This is a genomic window from Pigmentiphaga aceris (assembly GCF_008119665.1).
Taxonomy (GTDB): Bacteria; Pseudomonadota; Gammaproteobacteria; order Burkholderiales; family Burkholderiaceae_B; genus Pigmentiphaga; species Pigmentiphaga aceris.
On record NZ_CP043046.1, the window covers coordinates 3,276,430 to 3,297,630 of the forward strand.

Sequence of the window (21,201 nt, forward strand, 5' to 3'; positions counted from 1 at the left end):
TCCTCGCACCTTCTTAGTGACGCCATTAAGCGAACTCTCCCATTTCAATGTCGAATGGCGAACGAGTGGCGGGAATTTAGCGTAACGAGACGCCAAATTTGTGCGGCTATAGCTGGCATAGTAGGTATTCGCTGGAACCAAGGAGCTCGAACCCACTAGACGGTGTGACAGCGGCAGGCCCGAAGCGCATATCCGCCGGTCTGTCCGAATCGACGAAGCGACGTGGGGTGCGAATTTCGTAAGATGCGACAGCGCAACCGCATTGCGTCATGCAGTATGAACCGTAAGCAACGCCTTGATGCGATATACACTTAGTTACCCAAGTCTGAAATACCGGATGTTGCATGAAAAATCGCGCTGCGCGAATTTTGTCTTTGCTCTTTGTGTTCATGCTTTCGGCATGCACTGAAACACGTTTGGATGGTTCAAGCGATGCGTCGCTTCGCAGCTCTGTTGCAAAGATGCGCGGCAGCATCTCTGCGGACAAGCGAGCGCAATTTGATCACGCACTTCTATCGATTGGGTTTGGCAGCATCAATTTGAAATTGCTGGATAAGGTCGGCACCCCAGAGGCCGCAAATATAGGCCTCTCCCCTAGCGTACTTTTAGCGCTGGACGGTAAAAACGTTGCCGAAGTTTTGGCGACCGCCGAAGAAATTACTGCCCGACGTAAAGAGGTAGAAAAGATAATTGGCCTTGACAACATCAGTCGCTTGCAGCAAAAGAAAGAGAGACACGAGGCAGCCCTTGCCCAGCTTGCCCTTTTCGAAGTCAGCAAAGCTAGTTTCAAACTACTGCCTCAGCGTTATGGGCGCCCTAAGCCATTGATCGAAATGACAGTGACCAACCGAACAAATCACGCGATCTCCCGCGCCTATTTTGAAGGAACCGTGAAGAGTCCCGGTCGCTCGGTTCCCTGGATTAAGGAAGAATTCAACTACTCGATCCCAGGTGGTCTGGAGCCGGGTGAAACTGTGAGCTGGAGCCTTGCACCCAATGAGTATGGGCCGTGGGGCAAAACCGAGGTTCCCGCTGATGCGATCATGACGGTAACGACGACCCAATTAGACGGACCGGACAATAAAACCATTGCAGCATCAAGCGATATCACTTCGCTGAAGGTTTTCACCAGTGAAGACGAGCTACAGCTTAATCAATTGAGAAGAAAGTTCGAGGTAGACGCCAAGCAATAGGCGAAAATTCCACACTCAACTAATGTCAACGAGTTCCCATTCCGGCAACGTTCCGCTCTTGCCGATCTGATCCCCACCTTTTGAACTCTGAGACTTGCCGGCAATGTCACCGGGTCTCGCCCTCTTTCGACAAGCTACACCGAGACTACGTCGACGCGTGCTTTGACCATTTCCCTTGACTAAGCACGGCCGCATGCCACGAACCGCGCAGGACGTACTTTCGGAGATGTGCAGCGCTGGTGCCAGCAACCGCTATGACGAAGATGCTGAGCTTCGAACCAGCGCTACATTTCCATGTACACCTGATTTCGATTCAGGAACATCCCGTCTTGCCCAAACAAAGGCGAGCAGACTGCTCAAGCCTTTGATATATAAGCGAATTCTGGTGCGAGGGAGGGGACTCGAACCCCTACACCTTTTACGGCGTCAGGACCTAAACCTGGTGCGTCTACCAATTTCGCCACCCTCGCACACGCCACCGAACAAACCGTACCTGGCCGCTTTCACGTCAGGCGATATGGTCCGGGGCGGGCCCGAAGCGCATATCCGCCGGTCTGTCCGAATCGGCGAAGCGACGATTGTAGCCGAGGCGCGGGCCACTTTTGGCTTGGACGCAGGAATTTTTAAGGTGGGGACGGTACAATTCCTGCTATGAACCCACGCCTCGACGCTCTGCAACCCTACCCGTTCGAAAAGCTGCGCGCACTCCATGCGGGTGTTGTGCTGCCGAGCGGCCTGCGACCGGTCAATCTGTCGATCGGTGAACCCAAGCATCCGACGCCTGCTTTTATCGAGCAGGCGATCATTGCCAATCTGTCTGGCTTGTCCGGTTATCCGCCAACGCTTGGGCCCCTGTCTTTGCGTACTGCCATCGCGCAGTGGCTGCAAAAGCGCTATGCCCTGCCCTTGATCGATCCGGCTACGCAAGTGTTGCCGGTGCTGGGCTCGCGCGAAGCGCTGTTCTCGTTCGTGCAGACGGTGATCGATCCGGCGCACGGCGGGGTGGTGCTCAGCCCGAATCCTTTCTATCAGATTTATGAAGGCGCAGCCTTGCTGGCTGGCGCGCGTATCGAGTTCGTCAATGATGATCCCTCGCGTGGCTTTGCCTGCGATTGGGACAGCGTGCCGGAATCGATCTGGCAAGATACCCGTCTGGTCTTCACTTGCTCGCCGGGCAATCCGGCTGGTCATGTGATGTCGCTGGATGAGTGGAAGACTTTGTTCGACCGCGCCGACAAGTATGGCTTTGTGATCGCGGCGGACGAGTGCTATTCGGAAATCTATCTGGACGAAGCCGCTCCGCCGATTGGTGCGCTGGAAGCGGCGCACAAGCTGGGTCGTACGGATTTCCGTAATCTGATGATTTTCTCCAGCTTGTCTAAGCGTTCCAATGTGCCGGGCATGCGTTCCGGTTTCGTTGCGGGCGATGCCAAGCTGGTGAAGAAGTTCCTGCTGTATCGCACGTATCATGGCTGCGCCATGAGCGGCGTGGTTGCGGCTGCCAGTGAAGCTGCCTGGCTCGATGAGGCGCATGTGGTGGAAAACCGCCGCCTGTACCGCGAGAAGTTCGACGCGGTGGTGCCAATTCTTCAGGGCAAGATCGACGTGAAGCGTCCGCCTGCTTCGTTTTATCTGTGGGCCGGGGTGAAAGGCGACGACACGGCGTTTGCGCGCGATTTGCTGCAGACGGAAGCGGTCACGGTGCTGCCGGGTAGCTACCTGGCGCGTGATGCCTGGGGCCGCAATCCTGGCGCGGGTCGTATCCGCATTGCCCTGGTCGCGCCGCTGGCCGATTGCGTGGAAGCCGCCGAGCGCATTGCGCGCTTCGCTACCACGCGTTAGTTCTTTTTTGCGGTTGCGCCCGGGGTAAGACATCACCTGGGCGGGCTGCATTTCTATCAGCAGGGGCTGGTGTCGCGATGGCTTGATGTCTCGCAGCACGGTGTCTGTTCTTGCCATGTTGATCGCCATGCTTCAACGCATGCCGATCTCACTTTTTTCTTGCACGTGCCGTGTTTGCCGGTACGTTGTCCGACCCATTTTCTGGAATCCACATGAGCCTTCAAGCCCTGCAACAAACCATTGAACAAGCCTGGGAAGACCGCACGACGCTGTCCGCTGCCTCGGCACCCGCCGCTGTGCGCGAAGCTGTCGCCCACGCCATCGACGCACTCGACAACGGCTCGCTGCGCGTTGCCGACAAGTCGTCGGGCGAATGGGTGGTGCATCAATGGCTGAAGAAGGCTGTGCTGCTGTCTTTCCGTCTGGAAGACAACACGGTGCAAGGCTTCGGTGACGGTGCCCCGATCCAGTTCTACGACAAGGTCCCGACCAAGTTCGCGTCGTACACCGAAGAAGATTTCAAGAAGGGTGGCTTCCGCGTGGTGCCGCCGGCGGTTGCTCGCCGTGGTTCGTTCATCGCCAAGAACGTGGTGCTGATGCCGTCGTATGTGAACATCGGCGCGTATGTCGATGAAGGCACGATGGTCGACACCTGGGCCACCGTTGGCTCGGCTGCACAGATCGGCAAGAACGTTCACCTGTCGGGTGGCGTGGGCATCGGCGGCGTGCTGGAACCCCTGCAAGCCAACCCCACCATCATCGAAGACAACTGCTTCATCGGCGCGCGCTCGGAAGTGGTCGAAGGCGTGGTCGTGGAAGAGAACTCGGTACTGTCGATGGGCGTGTTCATCAGCCAATCCACCCGCATCTACAACCGCGAAACCAAGGAAATCATCTACGGTCGCGTGCCGTCGGGTTCCGTGGTGGTGCCGGGCACCCTGCCCTCGGCCGACGGTTCGCACAGCCTGTACGCAGCGATCATCGTCAAGCGTGTCGACGCGCAAACCCGCGCCAAGACCAGCATCAACGACCTGCTGCGAGCGTAATTCGATGACTGTGTCAGGCCGCCTGCATGGCGATAAACAAGACAGCACCGACAATGCCGTGCTGTCCCTGGCCGAGGCGCTGATCTCGCGTCCGTCGGTCACGCCAGACGATGCGGGCTGCCAGGCACTGCTCGCCGAACGGCTGGTTCCCTTTGGCTTCCGTATCGAGACCATCGAGCGCGGCGGCGTAGTCAACCTGTGGGCGCGACGCGGTACCACTGCGCCCCTGGTCGTCTTCGCCGGCCATACCGATGTGGTGCCCACGGGCCCGCTGGAACAGTGGACCAGCCCGCCGTTTGCACCCACACAGCGCGACGGCAATCTGTACGGGCGCGGTGCGTCCGACATGAAAAGCTCGATTGCGGCCTTTGTGGTGGCAGTCGAAGAATTGCTGACTGCTGAACCCGACTTGCCCGGCTCGATCGCCTTGCTGATCACCGCCGATGAGGAAGGTCCGTCGATCGACGGCACCGTGGCCGTCTGCGAGGTGCTGAAGGCACGCGGCGAGCAAATGGATTTCTGTATCGTCGGCGAACCTACGTCCGTGAAGACGCTGGGCGATACCTTGAAGAACGGCCGACGTGGCTCCTTGTCTGGCAAGCTCACGATCCAGGGTTTGCAGGGGCACGTGGCCTACCCGCAGTTGGCGCGCAACCCGATTCACCTGGTTGCGCCCGCGATTGCGGATTTGACGACGACCGAGTGGGATACCGGCAACGAGTATTTCCCGCCAACCACGTTTCAGATTTCGAATTTCCACGCGGGTACCGGGGCGACCAATGTCGTGCCTGGCACCGCGGTGCTCGATTTCAATTTCCGATTCTCGACGGCCAGCACGCCGGAATCCTTGAAGGAACGTGTGCACGCCATTCTGGATCAGCATGGTCTGGAATACACGCTGGACTGGAACCAGGGCGGCGCGCCGTTCCTGACGCCGCGCGGCACGCTGTGCGATGCGCTGATCTCGGCTGTACAAGATGAAGTCGGCGTGGTGGCCGAACTGTCGACTACCGGTGGTACGTCTGACGGTCGTTTCATTGCACAGATCTGCCCGCAAGTCATCGAGTTCGGGCCGATCAACGCCAGCATTCACCAGGTGAATGAGCACATTGCGGTGTCGGCGCTGCAACCCTTGAAGAACATTTATCGGCGCACTGTCACCACGCTGTTGGGCGGTAGCAAATGAGCAACCACGTAAGCGACAACGCGGCAGATATGTCTTTCGACATGCCCACCGTCGGCGAGGTGATCGAACACGCCGAAGCGCGTTTCCTGGAAACCGAGGTCTTCTTTGGCCACGGCAGCCTGGAAGCGTACGACGAGGCGGTTTACCTGGTGCTGTTTGCACTGGGCTTGCCGCCCGATGAGCTGGACCCGTATCTGGACCAGATTCTGAACGACGAGCAATTCGCGGCGATCGAGACGCTGATCAATCGTCGCATTGACGAGCGCGTGCCGGCTGCCTACTTGACCGGCGAAGCTTGGTTGATGGGCCGCAGTTTCCGCGTCGATCCGCGCGTGATCATTCCGCGCTCGTTCATTGCCGAATTGCTGGAAGAAGGCTTGTCGCCCTGGGTCGAAGACCCGGCGCAGGTTGGCCGCATGCTGGACATGTGCACGGGTTCGGCCTGCCTGGCGATTCTGGCCGCGCAGGACTTCCCCAACGCGCAGGTCGATGCGGTGGACTTGTCTTCCGACGCATTGGCGGTGGCCGTGCAGAACGTGGCCGACTACGAGCTGGAATCGCGCGTGCGTTTGCATCGCAGCGACTTGTTCGCGTCGCTGCCAGCTGCGCGTTACGACGTCATCATCTGCAATCCACCCTACGTGAATGCAGACTCGATGAACGCCCTGCCCCCCGAATACCACCACGAGCCCGAATTGGCGCTTGCCGGTGGTACCGACGGCATGGACCTGATCCGGGTGTTGCTGCGCGACGCCCCGCGTTTCATGAACGACCACGGCATTCTGGTGCTGGAAATCGGCAATGAGCGTGAGTTCTTCGAGAAGGCCTTCCCTAAGCTGGAACCGGTGTGGCTGTCCACTTCCGCAGGCGACGATCAAGTCTTGCTGCTGCGACGCGATCAACTGTGATCCGTCAGATTTTTTCTAAGGTTCTTCCTCTGTGATTCGCGCTTCCGGCCTGACCCTGCGTCGTGGCACCAAGGTATTGCTCGACGGTGCGGATTTTGTCGTGCATCCCGGCGAACGGGTTGGCATTGTCGGCCCCAATGGCGCAGGCAAGTCCACGCTGTTTGCGCTGTTCACTGGCCGCCTGGACGCCGACGCCGGCGACCTGGACATTCCCGCCACCTGGAAGGTGGCCGCCATTGCACAGGAAATCGACCACACTGATCGCGCCGCCGTCGAGTTCGTGATGGACGGCGACGGCCACCTGCGCTCCTTGCAGGCGGCACGTGCCAGCATCAATGCCGAACGTGATGGCACGCGATTGGCGGAACTGGAAGCGGAATTGTTCGACGCCGGCGTGTTCACTGCACAGTCGCGTGCCGAACAGTTGTTGGTCGGCCTGGGTTTCTCGGAAGCGGAATTCACACAAGCCGTGACCAGCTTCTCGGGCGGCTGGCGTATGCGTCTGAACCTGGCGCGCGCGCTGATGGCACCGTCGGACTTACTGCTGCTGGACGAGCCGACCAATCACTTGGACTTGGACGCCATGCTCTGGCTGGAGCGCTGGCTGGCAAGCTATCCAGGCACGGTGATGGTGATCTCCCACGACACCGAATTCCTGGATGCGGTCGCGCGCACCATTCTGCATTTCGATCACGCCAAGCTGATTCGCTACAAAGGCGGCTACGAAGACTTCGTGACGCAACGCGCTGAACGCATGCGTCTGACGCAGATTGCGTTTGACCGGCAGACCAAGGAAGCCGCGCGTCTGCAAGGCTTCATCGACCGATTCAAGGCACAAGCTACCAAGGCCAAACAGGCGCAAAGCCGGGTCAAGGCGCTGGGCCGCATGCAGATGCTGGCACCGCTGCGCGATGCGGCGGCCATCAGCATTCGTATCCCCTCGCCCAGCTACATGCCTGATCCGCTGCTGACGCTGGACAAGGTCAGTGCGGGCTATGGCGAGAAGCCAATTCTGCGTGGCGTGGAATTGCAGGTTCGATCCGGTGCGCGCATCGGCATTCTGGGTGCCAACGGTGCCGGTAAATCGACGCTGGTGAAGACACTGGCCGACGAACTGGCGCCGCTTGCAGGCGCACGCAAAGCGGCACGTGGCCTGGAAGTAGGTTACTTCGCACAGCATCAGCTGGACATCCTGGACCTGGATGCGTCGCCGCTGCAGCACTTGGCCCGCATCGCACCTGACACCCGCGAGCAGGACATGCGCAATTACCTGGGCGGCTTCGGCTTCTCGGGCGAATTTGTGACGTCTCTGGTGCGACCGATGTCTGGCGGTGAAAAAGCCCGTCTGGCCCTGGCGCTGATCGTGTGGAAGAAGCCCAATCTGCTGCTGCTGGACGAGCCAAGCAATCACTTGGACGTGGACACCCGTGAGGCACTGACCGAAGCACTGGCCGAGTTCGAAGGCACCATGCTGCTGGTGTCGCACGACCGGCACCTGCTGCGCACCACCGTCGACAGTTTCTGGATCGTGGCCGACGGCGGCGTGCAGAACTTCGATGGTGACTTGGAAGACTATCGCGATTGGCTGTCCAACCGGCGCACGCCAGCGGCAGGCACGGCTACCTCCGGCGGTTCATCCGACGACAGTCAGGGCACCGATCGCAAAGCCACCAAACGCGAAGAAGCGGAAAACCGCCAGCGCCTGTCGGCCCTGCGCAAGCCCCTGGAAGCCAAGCTGCAAAAGCTGGAGACCACGATGGCCAAGAACGAGGCACGTCGCAAGGAACTGGACGCGCTGATTGCGGACCCGGAACTTTACGAAGACGCGCGCAAGGATGAATGCCGTCGTGTGATGGCAGAGCACGGCGAATTGCTCAAGCAGGCCGGCCAAGTCGAAGAGGAATGGCTGGAAATGCAGGAATCGCTGGAACAGATCGCCAAAAGCTGAAGACGACGAAAACCGAAGCTTGAAATAAAGCCGGGCCGCATCATCAATGCGACCCGGCTTTTATTTTGCCCTGGTTCTATCTTGCCAAAACAGCAGCACAATCTACCCGGTGACATTCACCCTTGTCGCACCCGGCGTGCAGCCCGACGCAAACCTTGCGTGTCCATCGGCAGATCACCTTCCAGCCGATGGCCAATATGCGCAGCGTTTTTCAGCGCCCGCGCAAATACCGCATCCACACCGTCCATGCCGCCACGGGCAAAGCGGTCCAGCGCAATGTCACGCAGGCGTGAACGGTCAGTTTGCTTGCCCACCACCACGCCGCGCAGGTAATTGAGCTGATTTTCAATGGCGCTGTACAACTGCGCGCCCGGAAAACGGCGGCGGCGCTGGCGGCACAGGGCAAGTGCCTCGTCCAGATAGTCCACGGGCTGAAGCCCGACGCCTGCACTTTCCTTGAGCAGCATTCGCAGCTTCAGGACCGGGCCGCTGGCCTTGAGCTTGGATAGCAATGACCGCCGCGTGGTGGGCAGATCGCTACGAACGGAATGGGAGCTTGACATAAAAGGGGCGTTCAAATGGCCTAGCACGCCGGTACCAGCATGGTGCCCGGTTGGTCTTGTCTATGTTATCGGCATACTTTCCGTGGAACTAAGGGTCGTTTAACGTCACTCACGTTTTACCTGAGCCGACTTGAACCAATTACCAGGCTATTCCACATGGACCTCTCCTCCCGCTTCTCCGCTGCGCTCGCAGCGATTTCTCCTGAACTTGTCGCTGAAGACAATTATTGTGCGCTGACGGTCGATGCCCGGCTGGTGCTGCACGTGGCGCTGGACGACCACAGCGGTGCGGTAATCGTATGGAGTAATTTCCCCCTTCTGCCCGTTACACCTGCGTTGCAGAAGCGCTTGCTGCATGCCAATTACTTCTGGCAAGGCACGGGAGGCTCCAGCTGGAGTCTGGACCCAAACACCGATACACCCATGTTGGCCGAGCGCCTGAGCACTCAGCAGTGGGACAGCCCGGCGCTGGACGAGCTGCTGCAACGCTTTGCCGATCGCGCGATGGCATGGCAGACAGAGTTGGGCGACACCGCTGAGGAAAGCGCAGCAGCAGAACATTCTTCAGCCGGGTCGTTCTCATCCGAGTCTTTTGGCAACCCCTTCCTGCGAGCTTAAGCGATGGCGATTGAGTCGAATGTCCTGCGCAATATGGTTCAAGCCTCGGCGACACTTGATACGCCCGTAGACCTGCGTGCGGGCAAGGATCTACCCGCCCAGTCACACAGCCGTTTCAGCCTGTTCCGATCGGATACGGAAAAATCCGCGAATCAGGCCCAGTTTGCCAGTCTGAAAAGCATTCTGGACGGCGATCCGAAACTGGCGCTTGCACCTGGCGCGGCTCGGGCTGCCTATGCGGCGATTGCCCGGGCGGAAGCCTCTGGTGCGCCGCTGACCAGCCGGTTGATCGCGCAAGCCTACTCGGCCGGAGACAGCGCCGTGCAGGCGCACCGTGACGCCATGACCGTCGCCCGCCATGATGTGCTCGGCAAAGGCATGAAAGCGCTGTCGGCCGATTTGCAAAGCGGCGAGACCAGCAAGTTCTTGCCTGAAGGCGTCCGGTCAGCGTCCCTGCCGCAGTCAACACGCAATGCCGTCGCCGCCGTGATCATCGACCAGATGCGTACCGACCTGGCCGCCCTCGGCGCGCACGTCGATACGTCAAACGTCGATCCAAGCGAATTGATCCGCACAGCGACTGCCAGGTCTGCCGATGCCATCGCCAAGGTAATTGCCAATCCCCCGGCAAGCGCAGGCCCTTCCGGCGTATCCCCTCGCATCGCCCCAGTCGTCGACGAATTGCAGGCAATCTCGCACATGCGCATGGGAGCGCGGCTGTTTTCGTCGGCGGGTGCCAATCTGCGCAATGAACAGGAAATCGGTCGTGCAATGCAGGGCAAGCTGGCAGCAATGTCCAACGACAGCTTCCTGGCCTTGTACAAGACCATGCAGTCGGCTGATTTGATGGAATATCGCCTGTCGTTGGCCAACGCCGCCAATCCTGCGGCAGAACAGCTGCTGACCGACCTTAATACCTGGGAAGCCCAGGTTCATGAAGACATGGCGCGACGTATTGCGCTAGGCGGGAAAACCGTAGGTGCGGATGGCACGCGATCGGCCCTGTCGGGCCAGAACCTCGCCGTCTTGTCCGACGCCGAAAAAACCGCAGGCCGTGACGCGCTGGGTCGCCAGAGCGCCGAGTGGCTGTCAGGGCTGAGCGAGGTCCGCACAACGACTGCGGGGGCCATGCGCGTTGCCGCCGCGCAAAGCGTCTCTGCCCCCTTGCTGGAAAAAACCCTGCGGGATGCCGAACTCACGGTCAATCTGCCGCTTCAGCTTTTTGCATCGGCCAAAAAAGGTGAGCCGCCGTCCACACTGATCGGTGAAAAAGGGGCAATACAGCCGGAGCGCCTGCATTTGCAGAACGTCTTCCATCGCGGTGCAGCCGCCAAAGGCGCGGAATACCTGGAGCGTCGCCAGGCAATTGAACACAGTTATTCTCCAGCGCTGGCATCCCAGGATGCCATCGAGCTGTCACCTGACAACCATCCCATTTCCGCCGCCGTGAATGTGGGCCGTAAGGCCCTCGGTGCCGCCGGCGGCATGGGATACGGCAACGTCGTCATCGTGTTGAAGCCTGAAGTGCGTGATCGGTGCACCTATACCGCGCGCGACTCCTTCGATTCCTACGCTGCTCGTATCGATGCAGCGGGCAGCCGCCGCTTTCTGGACGGGCTGGCCAAGGCACCGGAAGGCAGCCCGCTGGCAGCCTTGGTCGCACGCTCGCCCACATTGCTTGACACCCTGGGCGAGCGCCTGGGCATGGCCGAAGCGGAGAACCTGCAATTGGGGCCGACTCATGGCAAGAATCTTGCGCCGTACCTGGCAGAAAATCTGCTCGCCGGACTGGTCAGAGGTGAAGATCCAGCGTACGAACAGCTTCTGAACCTCGCTGTGCATAGCTTTGTAGATGCCGACGCCACGCAATCTCACCTTGCGACACGCGATCACATGGACCGGCTGTTCTCCGCAATGACCACGGAAACCGCAGCAGGACTCAAGGAAGCAAGCGACCCGCTGCGCGTCAACTGTGGCGGGACCGCCGCGTACATCGAGGCGCAGGTCTGGGGTGGCATCGACTTTTCCCGCGACGTGGCTGAGATCCGAATGCCTGGTGGCGATTTCGTCGAAGGCATGGCACCAGAGGAACTGGAAGCACTCACGAACCTCACAAACATGGGCGAAGCGCTTGGCGTGAAAACCAAGAGCTATACCCTTGACACGATCGCACCTGGCGTTCGTGAGGTAGACAGCAGCGCCAAACCCTTCGCGACGGTGACCACGGGTGCACCCGTGGTCACGCGTGTAGGTGGACTGGCGGTGTTCAAGACCACGCAGCTACCTGCAATGCTTGACCAATACCGCAGCCACGAACAAGGCTTTGATCCCGACGGCCTGCATGGTCGGCAACATGTGTCACGCGCATTGCTGTATTCGAATGTGCTGGCCAATATCGCGCGAGAACACGGCGCAACCATCGACAGCCACGCGCTCTACACGACGACGGTCTTGCACGACGTCGGGCGTGAAGGCAACGGTGTCGATCGTTGGGAGGCGCAAAGTTCGCAGGCGGCGGTCACTGCCTTGCGGTCTGCTGGCATCACAGATCCGGCCTACCTGGATCAAGCGGCGGCTTGCATCGACAGCCGGGCACCTGCAAAGGACTGGACCCTGGAACGGGGTCTGTTGAAATCGGCAGACTCCCTGGACATTCTTCGTCTGCACAAGCGGGAAAACTACAACCCAGACTTCCTGTGGTTCATGCACCAGGACGTCGAAGTCGCACCCGGCAGATTCATGGATGCAGACCCAGCGCTGCGCACTGCCCTGATCGACGAAGTCGAGCAATTCGTCGCCGCCACGGCCACGCCGCCGCATCCCAACAAGGCATTGCTGACCAAGGCCACCGCAGAACTGAATCGACTGAGCGAACTGCCTTTCGGCGAGCAGACACCGGCGGTGAAAGCGCAGATCGGTAAGCTGGAGGTTCGCTGTGCCAGCTTGCAGACCGAGATGATTGCCGACATGAGAGCCGCAAATGATCGGCTGGACAGCGCCACGCTGTTCAGCAGCCTGGAGGCGGAACTGGTGAACAATCCGGGCAAGTATCCGACCTTGCATCGGTATTACGACCCATCGAAATAGGCGCGCCAGCCCTGACACAACGACTACCTTGGTCACGTAGTCAGGGCGGCATCCGGTGCCTTGGCTGTGAGTCACGCCACCGGAATGTTCTCTCTGAAGATCACCTGCAAACGCGGCAGATAACTCGGTTCGGACTCTCCCCGCACCGCTGCCGCCAAGGCCCGCACGATTTCCCGCGCCTCCACGCGCGGGTTCTGATCGATGACTGCATCCATGGTGCGATCCAGCAGCAAACGCTGGGTCGCATCGGTCAGATCATGGCCGATGTACACCGTGTCGCGCTGACGCCCTGCTTCCTGCAAGGCGCGCGCAATACCCTGGTTGCCTGCACCGATGTTGTAGATGCCAGCGGGCGGGTCTTCGCGCAGCAATTGCCCGGTAACGTCATACGCACGTTCCCGGTCATCGCCGATTTCCAGAATGCGCGCAATGCGCAGGTGCGGAAATTCTTCACCCAGCACCGACCGGAAACCCATCTCGCGTTCTTCGTGGCCCCGGTAGGCCAATGAGCCCACGAATACTGCAATGCGGTGTTCAACGCCGGCTGGCAGGAATCGGCCCAGCAGCAAGCCCGCAAGCCGGCCTGCCGCGCGGTTGTCGATGCCGACATAAGCCATGCGTGCGGAAATCGGAATGTCGGACACCAGAGTGGCTACCTTCACCCCACTGTCGCGCAAGGACACGATGGCGTCACGCACCTGGGGATGGTCCAGGCCGACCAAGCCCACTGCATCGGTGTGGCCGCGTAATTCGTGCAGCTTGGCGGCGAGCTTTTCTGCGCTGAATCCTTCGACCACATGCAGGCTGGGCCGGATCAGAGGGCGCGTCGCTGCTTCTTCCAGCAAATGACGGCCCAATGCGGCCATGAAGCTGTTGGTACCTGCCGGCAACACGAAGTCGATACGCACGCTGTCGGTCGCAGCGGGCGCAGGGTCACCGAAATAACCCAGCCGGTTGGCAATCGCCAGTACGTGGTCACGCGTCTTGGCGCGGACGCCTTCGCGTTCGTTCAGCACGCGGTCCACCGTGGCAGTGGAGACGTCGGCGGCATGGGCAATGTCGTGGATGGTGGCGCGCATGGATACGGGCTAACTCAAATGACTGCAATCAGAAGCAATCAGATTACATCAAATTCGATCAGAGATTGGATGTGTCTTTGATGTTTCTCAGCAAATGACGCCTTAAAAGCCGCAAAAACTAAGGGATTTCCTTGTCCATGAAAGCACTTGGTTTACGGGGAAACGCGTTGATGTAAAAGTACGATGCATTCACATCAATAAAAACCATCAAAACAATCATTTCAGCGATGCAGCAGAAGGCGGCAGCAGACCGCCAAGCATCCGCCCGATTGTTCGAGACCTGTCAGGAGACTCCATGGCGCACCCCGCTTCGTTCCAGGATCAACCGCTCTACCCCGATGTCACGGTGCGTGAACGCGGTTTTCGCATTGGCTGCATCGGGGCCGGCATGATCATGGCCGAGTGCCACTTGGCTGCCTACAAAGAAGCTGGCTTCCAAGTGGCTGCCATCGCCTCACGCACGCCGTCGCGGGCACGTGAAGTCGCCGAGCGCTGGGGCATACCCACCGTGCACGACACGCCGGATGCCTTGATTGCAGACAGCGAGGTTCAGATTGTCGACATCGCCTACCCACCCGACCAACAACCCGCGTTGATTCGCGCCGCGCTGAAGGCACCGCATGTGCGCGCCATCCTCGCGCAAAAGCCGCTGGCGCTGTCTCTGGAAGAAGCCCGCGCCCTGCGCGACGAGGCACGTGCGGCCGGCAAGATTCTGTCGGTGAACCAGAACATGCGTTACGACCAGTCGATGCAGGTGCTGGCGCAGCTTTTGAAACGGGGTGATCTGGGCGAGCCGGTGTTCGCGCAGATCGACATGCACGCCATTCCGCACTGGCAAGGTTTCCTGCAGGACTACGACCGCCTGACGCTGGCCAACATGAGCGTGCATCACCTGGACGTGCTGCGCTTCCTGTTTGGCGAACCGGTTGAAGTCAGCACGATGACGCGTCCCGACCCGCGCACCGAATTCGCACACCAGGACGGCCTGGTGTCTACCACCGTGCGCTTTGAGTCCGGGTTGCTGGCGCTGTCTCTGGAAGACGTGTGGGCTGGTCCGCGTGGCGAAGGTTTTGAAGACGACCAACACATTCGCTGGCGCGTCGAAGGCACCGAAGGCGTGGCCAAAGGCACCATCGGCTGGCCCGACGGCAAGCCGTCCACACTCAGCTACGCATCACGCCTGAGCACGGGCGGTGCCTGGGTCACGCCCAGTTGGGAAACCATGTGGTTCCCGCACGCATTCATCGGCGTGATGGAACAGCTTCAGTACGCATTGGCTAACGGCGAAACGCCTGCGCTGTCGGTTGCCGACAACGTCAAAACCATGGCCTTGGTCGAAGCGGCTTACGTATCGATCGCCGAGCGCCGCACGGTGCGTCTGGACGAAGTGTTGCAGAACGACTGATCGGCAGAGATCAAAAAAGCAGAAAGCACGCTGAGCAAACACCCAACAAATCACCCAGAACGTCCATAAAAACGAACAGGAGATCACCCATGTTGCAGACCGGCATTTTCTCGGGCTACTTCCCCTACGCACTGGAAGAAACCGCCACCAAGATCCGCGCCCACGGCTTCAACACCGTGCAGTTGGATTTGCACTTCAAGGACATGGATCTGAGCAAGCTCAGCCGCGACAAGTGCGTGCGTATCCGCGATACCTTCCGCGACCACAACTTGCCGATCAGCTGCATCTCGGCCTACACCAACATCGTTCACCCCGAGCCCGCCGAGCGTGCGCGCCGCAACGGCGTGTTGAAGGACATCCTGGCCCATGCGCAATACCTGGGCTCGCCCTACGTGATCTCGGAAACCGGCACCTTCGCCACCGATAGCGACTGGGTGCACCACCCGCACAACAAGACCGAAGACGGCTGGGACCAGTGCCGCACGGTGCTGCGTGAACTGGCCCAGCACGCCTACGACCACGGCGCGGTGTTCCTGCTGGAAACCTACGTGAACAACGTGGTGGGCTCGGTGGAAGAAACCCTGCGCATGTTCGCCGAAGTCGACCACCCCGGCATGGGCTTGCTGATGGACCCGACCAATTACTTCGAGGCGCACAACATCGACGCGATGGACAAGACGCTGAATCAGGTCTTCGACGCGCTCTCGGACAAGATCAAGATCGCGCACGCCAAGGATGTGAAGCGCTCGGACGACGACAAGTCGGAAAAGCACAGCGACATCGGCGACGACACAGCGGCCGAAAGCCACACCTTCCGTGGCGTGGGCGAAATCGAACTGCCAGCCCCGGGCCTGGGCGCACTGAACTACGACCTGTACCTGAAGCGTCTGGCGCAAAAGCACCCGAACATCCCGCTGATCATCGAGCACCTGTCGGAAGACGACGTGCCGCGCGCCAAGGCCTTCATTGACGGCAAGCTGCGCGCCAACGGCCTTTGAACGGAGCAGTCATGGCAGAGTTGTACGCAAGCCAGCTTACCCGGCGGCAAATCGAAGCACGCACAGGCCAACTGGCGCAATTCGCCGGCGTCAGATTGATGACGCTGGACAACGGCCTGGAACGCGGCATTCGCATGCTGGAATTCCGCAGCGGCACCGGCCTGCGTTTCACGGTGCTGGTCGACCGGGCCATGGACATCGCCGAGTGCGAGTACCGGGGTTATGCGGTGGGCTGGCATTCCCCTGCCGGTTTCCGCCACCCGGGCCTGCACGATTACGAGGGCGAAGGCGGGCTTGGCTGGATGCGCTCGTTCTCGGGCCTGATGATCACCTGCGGGCTGGATCACATCCTGTTCATGCACGATGCGCCGGCCGACCAGTACGTGTATGGGCCGCGCAAGACGGTCAAACACTCGATTCACGGCCGCGTCGGCACCATCCCGGCCAAGCTCACCGGGCATGGTGAACGCTGGGAAGGTGATCGCTGTTTCCTGTGGGCTGAAGGTGTGGTGTCGCAGGGCACGGTGTTCGGTGAACACCTGGAACTGCATCGCCGCATCGAGGTGGAAGTCGGCACCAACGATATTCAGTTGAGCGATCGGGTGGTGAATCGCGGCTTCTACCGCACGCCGCACATGCTTTGCTATCACATCAACGTCGGGCACCCGGTGCTGGACGAAGGTTCGCGTTACCTGGCACCGATCCGCGATGTAGTGTGGGCGGCCCATGCGGGTGACGATTATCGTCGGCAAGACGTGGGCTATCGCACCATGCCGGCACCGAAGCTGGGGTTTCACGAGCAGGTCTGGCAACACGAGTTGGGTGCCAACGACGCGGGTGAAGTGCCGGTGGCGCTGGTCAATGATCGGCTGGGCATCGGTATTGAAGTCACGACGCGCAAGGACCAGTTCCCCTGCCAGTACGAATGGCAGAACCTGCAGGCTGGTCAGTATGCGGTGGGCATTGAACCGGCAACCAATCACGTGCTGGGTCATGGCGCAGCAAGCGAGCGCGGTGAACTGATCTGGCTGGAACACGGCGAAGAACGGCGCTACGACACGCGTTTCCGCATTCTGGGCGATGCGCAGGCGATTGCCGACAGCGAGTCACGCATCCGTGCGATTGCCGAACAGCCCGATGATGACTTCCCGCAACCATCAGGCACGTTCTTGCCGATTGGGGGCCGTTCATGAGCCGCGAACGTTTCTCGCTGGCCGGTCGGCGTGTGCTGTACACGGGCGCAGCCGGTGGCTTCGGCGTGGACACCACGTGCGCCATGCTGGAAGCCGGTGCCACCGTGCTGGCGCTGGACCACGATGCCGACAATATTGCCCGCCTGCGGGCAACGGTGCCGGCAGCACTTGCCCAGCGCCTGGAGATTGTCAAAGTTGACCTGGCCGATGCCGCAGCGCTGCAAGCACATCTGGACCGGCTGGTATCAAACGGCCCGATCGATGTCGTGATCAACAACGCGGCCATTTATCCCTCCCGTCCTTTCGAGGAATACAGCGACGAAGAACTGACGCGGGTGCATCGCATCAACGTTGGCGCGGCCGTGCAGATCGTGCGCGCGGCGCTGCCCGGCATGCGTGACCAGCACTGGGGGCGAATCATCAACATCACCTCCATCACCTTGTCGGGGGGTTGGGAAAACCTGCTGCCCTATGTGCAATCCAAGGGCGCGATGCTGGGCAACACACGCGCCTTTGCGCGTGAATTCGGCAAGTGGGGCATCACGGTGAATGCGATTTCACCGGGAGCCTTCCCCACCGATGCCGAGAAGATCCACCCGGACCCGGAAGGCTACGAACGCATGGTGCTGGAGCGCCAGTCAGTCAAGCGTCGCGGGCACGCGGGTGACATCGCATCGACCATCCTTTTTCTTGCCTCGGACGAGGCGGGTTTCATTTCCGGCCAGACCATCGCTGTCGATGGTGGCTGGATCATGCACTGATTGGCGGAAGCAATGGCTGAAAACAACGCAGCTGAAAAAGCAGTACCCAAGGGCATTCTCTCGGGCTACAAAGTCCTGGATTGCTCCATCGCAATGGCCGGCCCGTTTGCCGCGCAGCGCCTGGGTGATCTGGGCGCGGACGTGATCAAGATCGAGCCGAAGACCGGCGAATGGCAGCGCCACGCGCCGGCCGGGGGCATTCACGGCAACAAGGTCAATGTGTCGTTCCTGTCCTTGAACCGGAACAAGCGTTCGCTGGCCATCGATTTGAAAAGTGAGGGCGGCAAAGAGATCATTTATGAACTGGCCCGCCAAGCCGACGTGTTCATCCAGAACTACCGTCCCGGCGTGGCCAAGCGCCTGGGCGTGGACTACGAAACGCTGTCGGCGCTGAACCCAGGCCTGGTGTACATCTCGATGTCCGGCTTCGGTGAAGACGGCCCCTACGCACTGCGCCCCGGCCAGGATTTGCTGCTGCAAGCCATGTCCGGTGCCATGCTGTCCACGGGCTGCGATGGCGAAGCGCCGCGTGCCGCTGGTCAGTACATTGTTGATGCCGTGACCGCCTACTGCGCGTTTGAAGGCGTGCTGGCAGCACTGCTGCACCGCGAACGCACGGGTGAAGGCCAGAAGGTCGAGGTCAACATGCTGGATGCGATCGCCACCATCCAGATGCAGGAATTGTCGGTGTTCACGGTGGGCGGCAAGCCGCAAACGCGCACTGCCGAACCGCATGCCCACGTATACATTCGTGCCCCCTACGGCACGTTTGCCACCCGCGACGGATATCTGGCGCTGGCCATGCCCGACATGAAGGTGCTGGCAGACGTTGTCAATGAGCCGCGCCTGCTGGATTACGCCGAAGAACGCGCCGGTTGGGAACAGCGCGACGAGATTTTCCGCCTGGTGCGCGACGCGCTGAAGGACTCCACCACTGCCGACTGGTTCAACCGCCTGAACGCAGCGGGCATCTGGTGCAGCCCGGTGTACGGCTACGCCGACCTGATTGCCGACCCGCAGATTGCGCACAACGGCACCTTTGTGGAATACGAGCACCCCACCGAGGGCAAGGTAAAAACGCCGGGCTTCCCGATCCGCTTCTCGCGCACGCCGTCTGCAGTCACCCGGGGGGCCCCGCTGACCGGACAACACACGGAAGAAGTGCTGCGCGACTTCGGTTTCACAGATGAGCAGATCGGTAGCTTCGAGGCCGACGGTGCCATCTTGCGCGGAGAGCAGCCGTGACACTGGCCTGGCGCGGACTGACCTGGGACCACCCGCGTGGTTACGGCGCGCTGCGTGCAGCAGCCGGTTTGCAAGCGCTGATCGACTGGAACACGCATTCGCTGGAAGGGTTTGAATCGGCACCGATCCAGGACATTTGCTCGCGTTATGACCTGGTGGTGCTGGACCATCCGCACTTGGGCGAAGCGATTGCGCAGTCTTGCCTGCGGCCGCTGGATGAAGTGTTCGATGCAAAAGACTTGGCGCGCATTGCGGCGGCCAGCATCGGGCGAACTTACGACAGCTACCACATGGATGGCAGGCAGTGGGCGCTGCCGCTGGACGCAGCCACGCAGGTCATGGCGGTGCGGGCGGATTTATTGGCGAAGGTGGATAGTGGGCACGCTGGTCAGCTGAATCAAGATACGCCCACGCAGGCTGCTCACGGACCAGTCAATGTCCCTAAAACCTGGGACGAAGTCCGCGCACTGTCTGCCAGTACAGGAAAGGTCGCGCTGTCCTTGGCCGGGCCGCACGCCCTGCTCTCTTTGTTGTCGATTGCGGCTGCGATTGACCCGACAGCCGACCTGCGCAACGGTGACCGCTGGCACACCAAAGCCACTATCACACAGGCCTGCGAACTGCTGCTGGAACTCGCTGCACGCAGCCCGGCATCCGTGCGCGCGCTCAACCCCATCGGCCTGCTGGCACACATGACCACGCACGACGACGTGATCCTGTGCCCGCTGGTCTACGGCTATGTGAACTACGCATCTGCATCACTGGCCCAGCCGCTTGCATTCCACGATGCCCCAAGCGCCAAGCCCGGCATCCCGGGCTCGATTCTTGGCGGCACCGGCATTGCCATTTCCCGCCGATGCGAGCCCGACGCTGCGCTGCGTGAACACCTGCTGTGGCTGATGAGCGAGGCCACACAGACCGGCTTCATTCCCCTGCACGACGGCCAGCCCAGCAACGTGGCGAGCTGGGCCGATCCGCAGGTCAATGCGCTAAGCGACGACTTCTATCGTCAGACCACCCGCACCCTGGCTGCTGCCAGCGTGCGCCCGCGTCACGACGGCTATATCGCCTTCCAAGACCGTGGTTCGGCGCTGCTGCGTGAAGGCATTGCCGCTGGAACATCGGCCAGCCAGTTGGCCGACGCGCTGGCACAGCTGTTTGCAGATACCCATTCTTCTTCCCGGACCCCAGCATGAGCAAGCACATCACCCTGAGCATCGACGGCCAGGTTGCGATCATCGAATTCAACCGGCCCGAAAAACTCAATGCCATGACACCCGAGATGGCGGACCTGCTTGATGAAGCCGTCTCTGCCTGCAACGCCAACGATCAGGTACGTGCAGTCGTCGTCACCGGTGCCGGCCCGAAATCGTTCTGCGCGGGCTCCGACATTGCCGAACTCGACACCTACGCAACCGCCTGGGATTTCCGCAACCGCCGCGAATATTGCGACAGCATTCGCGCGCTAAAAAAACCGACGATTGCGGCGATCAACGGCTACGCGTTTGGTGGTGGATTGGAAATGGCGCTGGCCTGCGACATCCGAATCGCGTCATCGAATGCATGCCTGGGTGCGCCAGAGATCAAGCTGGGCTGGATTGGCGGCGGCGGCGTGACTGCGCATCTGGTCCATTGCATCGGGCAATCGAACGCGGCCTGGATGATTCTGACTGGTGATCCCATCAAAGCGGACCAGGCATTGGCATGGGGATTGATCAGCGAAATGACCACACCGGAAGACATTCGTACGCGTGCGATCGAGCTGGCCGGTATCGTCGCTTCGCGTGCCCCGATCGCAGCGGAAACCGCCCGTGCCAACTTGCGCGCGGCAGTCAGCATGCCGCTGGAAAAAGCCGTGGAATACGAGCGCGACTTGCAGACCATCTGCTTTGCCACCGCAGATGCCATGGAAGGTCGGCAAGCGTTCAAGGAAAAGCGCGCACCGGTGTTCCAGCGGCGTTGATGCGCGTGCGCGTTGATGCATACATGCGTTGACGCGTACACGCGCTATGACAGCAAAACACGCCTCGTCGTGGCAGCCGTTTCCGGCTTGCCATGCAAAACGGGTGGCATACCATCGGCATGCCACCCGTTTTTCTACTGCTGCTTAAAGCCAATTGCGTGCTGGG

General features: G+C 60.5%; 17 protein-coding genes and 1 tRNA gene. 15 read left to right on the forward strand and 3 right to left on the reverse strand.

Annotation, left to right across the window (positions count from 1 at the left end):
- Nucleotides 1-344 precede the first annotated feature (344 nt).
- On the forward strand, nt 345-1,193 hold the full coding sequence (locus FXN63_RS14215; RefSeq protein WP_148815886.1) for a DUF6694 family lipoprotein: 849 nt from the start codon (nt 345-347) through the stop codon (nt 1,191-1,193).
- 383 nt (nt 1,194-1,576) lie between these two features.
- On the opposite strand, the gene FXN63_RS14220 is transcribed toward FXN63_RS14215, so the two are convergent.
- Nucleotides 1,577-1,663: transfer RNA gene (locus tag FXN63_RS14220), tRNA-Leu, on the reverse strand.
- A 181-nt stretch (nt 1,664-1,844) separates the two neighbouring features.
- Here FXN63_RS14220 and dapC point away from each other — a divergent pair.
- From dapC to FXN63_RS14245, 5 genes are all read left to right on the forward strand, one after another.
- On the forward strand, nt 1,845-3,035 hold the full coding sequence (gene dapC, locus FXN63_RS14225) for a succinyldiaminopimelate transaminase (RefSeq protein ID WP_148815888.1): 1,191 nt from the start codon (nt 1,845-1,847) through the stop codon (nt 3,033-3,035).
- Nucleotides 3,036-3,247: 212 nt separating this feature from the next.
- Nucleotides 3,248-4,081 carry a 2,3,4,5-tetrahydropyridine-2,6-dicarboxylate N-succinyltransferase gene (gene dapD / locus FXN63_RS14230; RefSeq protein WP_148815890.1) on the forward strand — a complete coding sequence of 278 codons (834 nt, stop codon included), beginning with the start codon at nt 3,248-3,250 and terminating at the stop codon, nt 4,079-4,081.
- Between the two features lie 4 nt (nt 4,082-4,085).
- Nucleotides 4,086-5,267, forward strand: a complete 1,182-nt coding sequence (dapE, locus tag FXN63_RS14235; RefSeq protein WP_148815892.1) for a succinyl-diaminopimelate desuccinylase — start codon at nt 4,086-4,088, stop codon at nt 5,265-5,267.
- A 29-nt stretch (nt 5,268-5,296) separates the two neighbouring features.
- Entirely contained in the window at nt 5,297-6,175 is an 879-nt protein-coding gene (prmB, locus tag FXN63_RS14240) for a 50S ribosomal protein L3 N(5)-glutamine methyltransferase (protein ID WP_148819336.1), read from the forward strand.
- A 31-nt stretch (nt 6,176-6,206) separates the two neighbouring features.
- Nucleotides 6,207-8,123 (forward strand): ABC-F family ATP-binding cassette domain-containing protein, encoded by a 1,917-nt coding sequence (locus FXN63_RS14245; RefSeq protein WP_148815894.1) that lies wholly within the window; start codon nt 6,207-6,209, stop codon nt 8,121-8,123.
- Between the two features lie 116 nt (nt 8,124-8,239).
- Here FXN63_RS14245 and FXN63_RS14250 read toward each other — a convergent pair whose 3' ends face one another.
- Complete coding sequence (locus FXN63_RS14250) at nt 8,240-8,686, reverse strand: immunity protein Tsi6 family protein (protein WP_148815896.1); 447 nt, start codon at nt 8,684-8,686, stop codon at nt 8,240-8,242.
- A gap of 156 nt (nt 8,687-8,842) precedes the next feature.
- On the opposite strand from FXN63_RS14250, the gene FXN63_RS14255 reads away from it, so the two are divergent.
- Both FXN63_RS14255 and FXN63_RS14260 read left to right on the forward strand, forming a co-directional pair.
- A complete protein-coding gene (locus FXN63_RS14255) occupies nt 8,843-9,304 on the forward strand; it encodes a type III secretion system chaperone (protein WP_187394898.1) in 462 nt (153 codons plus the stop codon).
- Nucleotides 9,305-9,307: 3 nt separating this feature from the next.
- The gene (locus tag FXN63_RS14260; RefSeq protein WP_148815900.1) at nt 9,308-12,391 is read left to right on the forward strand and encodes a hypothetical protein; all 3,084 of its coding nucleotides are present in this window, start codon (nt 9,308-9,310) and stop codon (nt 12,389-12,391) included.
- 71 nt (nt 12,392-12,462) lie between these two features.
- Here the strand turns inward: FXN63_RS14260 and FXN63_RS14265 are convergent, their stop codons facing one another.
- Nucleotides 12,463-13,470, reverse strand: a complete 1,008-nt coding sequence (locus FXN63_RS14265; protein WP_148815902.1) for a LacI family DNA-binding transcriptional regulator — start codon at nt 13,468-13,470, stop codon at nt 12,463-12,465.
- A gap of 295 nt (nt 13,471-13,765) precedes the next feature.
- On the opposite strand from FXN63_RS14265, the gene FXN63_RS14270 reads away from it, so the two are divergent.
- The 7 genes from FXN63_RS14270 to FXN63_RS14300 all read left to right on the forward strand — a co-directional run bounded on the left by FXN63_RS14270 (nt 13,766) and on the right by FXN63_RS14300 (nt 21,035).
- Nucleotides 13,766-14,875 carry a Gfo/Idh/MocA family protein gene (locus FXN63_RS14270; protein ID WP_148815904.1) on the forward strand — a complete coding sequence of 370 codons (1,110 nt, stop codon included), beginning with the start codon at nt 13,766-13,768 and terminating at the stop codon, nt 14,873-14,875.
- A gap of 89 nt (nt 14,876-14,964) precedes the next feature.
- Entirely contained in the window at nt 14,965-15,873 is a 909-nt protein-coding gene (locus tag FXN63_RS14275; protein ID WP_148815906.1) for a sugar phosphate isomerase/epimerase family protein, read from the forward strand.
- Between the two features lie 11 nt (nt 15,874-15,884).
- Nucleotides 15,885-17,066: an aldose 1-epimerase family protein gene (locus tag FXN63_RS14280; RefSeq protein ID WP_148815908.1), complete on the forward strand. Its 1,182-nt coding sequence runs from the start codon at nt 15,885-15,887 to the stop codon at nt 17,064-17,066.
- A complete protein-coding gene (locus FXN63_RS14285; protein ID WP_148815910.1) occupies nt 17,063-17,827 on the forward strand; it encodes an SDR family NAD(P)-dependent oxidoreductase in 765 nt (254 codons plus the stop codon). Before FXN63_RS14280 ends, FXN63_RS14285 begins: the two co-directional genes overlap by 4 nt.
- 12 nt (nt 17,828-17,839) lie before the next feature.
- Nucleotides 17,840-19,072 (forward strand): CaiB/BaiF CoA transferase family protein, encoded by a 1,233-nt coding sequence (locus tag FXN63_RS14290; protein WP_148815912.1) that lies wholly within the window; start codon nt 17,840-17,842, stop codon nt 19,070-19,072.
- On the forward strand, nt 19,069-20,268 hold the full coding sequence (locus tag FXN63_RS14295) for an extracellular solute-binding protein (protein ID WP_222863918.1): 1,200 nt from the start codon (nt 19,069-19,071) through the stop codon (nt 20,266-20,268). Before FXN63_RS14290 ends, FXN63_RS14295 begins: the two co-directional genes overlap by 4 nt.
- Nucleotides 20,265-21,035, forward strand: coding sequence for an enoyl-CoA hydratase/isomerase family protein (locus FXN63_RS14300; protein WP_148815914.1), 771 nt, complete (start codon nt 20,265-20,267; stop codon nt 21,033-21,035). The genes FXN63_RS14295 and FXN63_RS14300 overlap by 4 nt, the downstream gene beginning before the upstream one ends.
- The last annotated feature ends 166 nt before the right edge of the window (nt 21,036-21,201 follow it).

Coding starts and splice junctions, on each gene's coding strand:
- FXN63_RS14215 (WP_148815886.1), top strand. CDS start 345: ATGAAAAATCGCGCTGCGCGAATTTTGTCTTTGCTCTTTGTGTTCATG.
- dapC (WP_148815888.1), top strand. CDS start 1,845: ATGAACCCACGCCTCGACGCTCTGCAACCCTACCCGTTCGAAAAGCTG.
- dapD (WP_148815890.1), top strand. CDS start 3,248: ATGAGCCTTCAAGCCCTGCAACAAACCATTGAACAAGCCTGGGAAGAC.
- dapE (WP_148815892.1), top strand. CDS start 4,086: ATGACTGTGTCAGGCCGCCTGCATGGCGATAAACAAGACAGCACCGAC.
- prmB (WP_148819336.1), top strand. CDS start 5,297: ATGTCTTTCGACATGCCCACCGTCGGCGAGGTGATCGAACACGCCGAA.
- FXN63_RS14250 (WP_148815896.1), bottom strand. CDS start 8,686: ATGTCAAGCTCCCATTCCGTTCGTAGCGATCTGCCCACCACGCGGCGG.
- FXN63_RS14255 (WP_187394898.1), top strand. CDS start 8,843: ATGGACCTCTCCTCCCGCTTCTCCGCTGCGCTCGCAGCGATTTCTCCT.
- FXN63_RS14260 (WP_148815900.1), top strand. CDS start 9,308: ATGGCGATTGAGTCGAATGTCCTGCGCAATATGGTTCAAGCCTCGGCG.
- FXN63_RS14265 (WP_148815902.1), bottom strand. CDS start 13,470: ATGCGCGCCACCATCCACGACATTGCCCATGCCGCCGACGTCTCCACT.
- FXN63_RS14270 (WP_148815904.1), top strand. CDS start 13,766: ATGGCGCACCCCGCTTCGTTCCAGGATCAACCGCTCTACCCCGATGTC.
- FXN63_RS14275 (WP_148815906.1), top strand. CDS start 14,965: ATGTTGCAGACCGGCATTTTCTCGGGCTACTTCCCCTACGCACTGGAA.
- FXN63_RS14280 (WP_148815908.1), top strand. CDS start 15,885: ATGGCAGAGTTGTACGCAAGCCAGCTTACCCGGCGGCAAATCGAAGCA.
- FXN63_RS14285 (WP_148815910.1), top strand. CDS start 17,063: ATGAGCCGCGAACGTTTCTCGCTGGCCGGTCGGCGTGTGCTGTACACG.
- FXN63_RS14290 (WP_148815912.1), top strand. CDS start 17,840: ATGGCTGAAAACAACGCAGCTGAAAAAGCAGTACCCAAGGGCATTCTC.
- FXN63_RS14300 (WP_148815914.1), top strand. CDS start 20,265: ATGAGCAAGCACATCACCCTGAGCATCGACGGCCAGGTTGCGATCATC.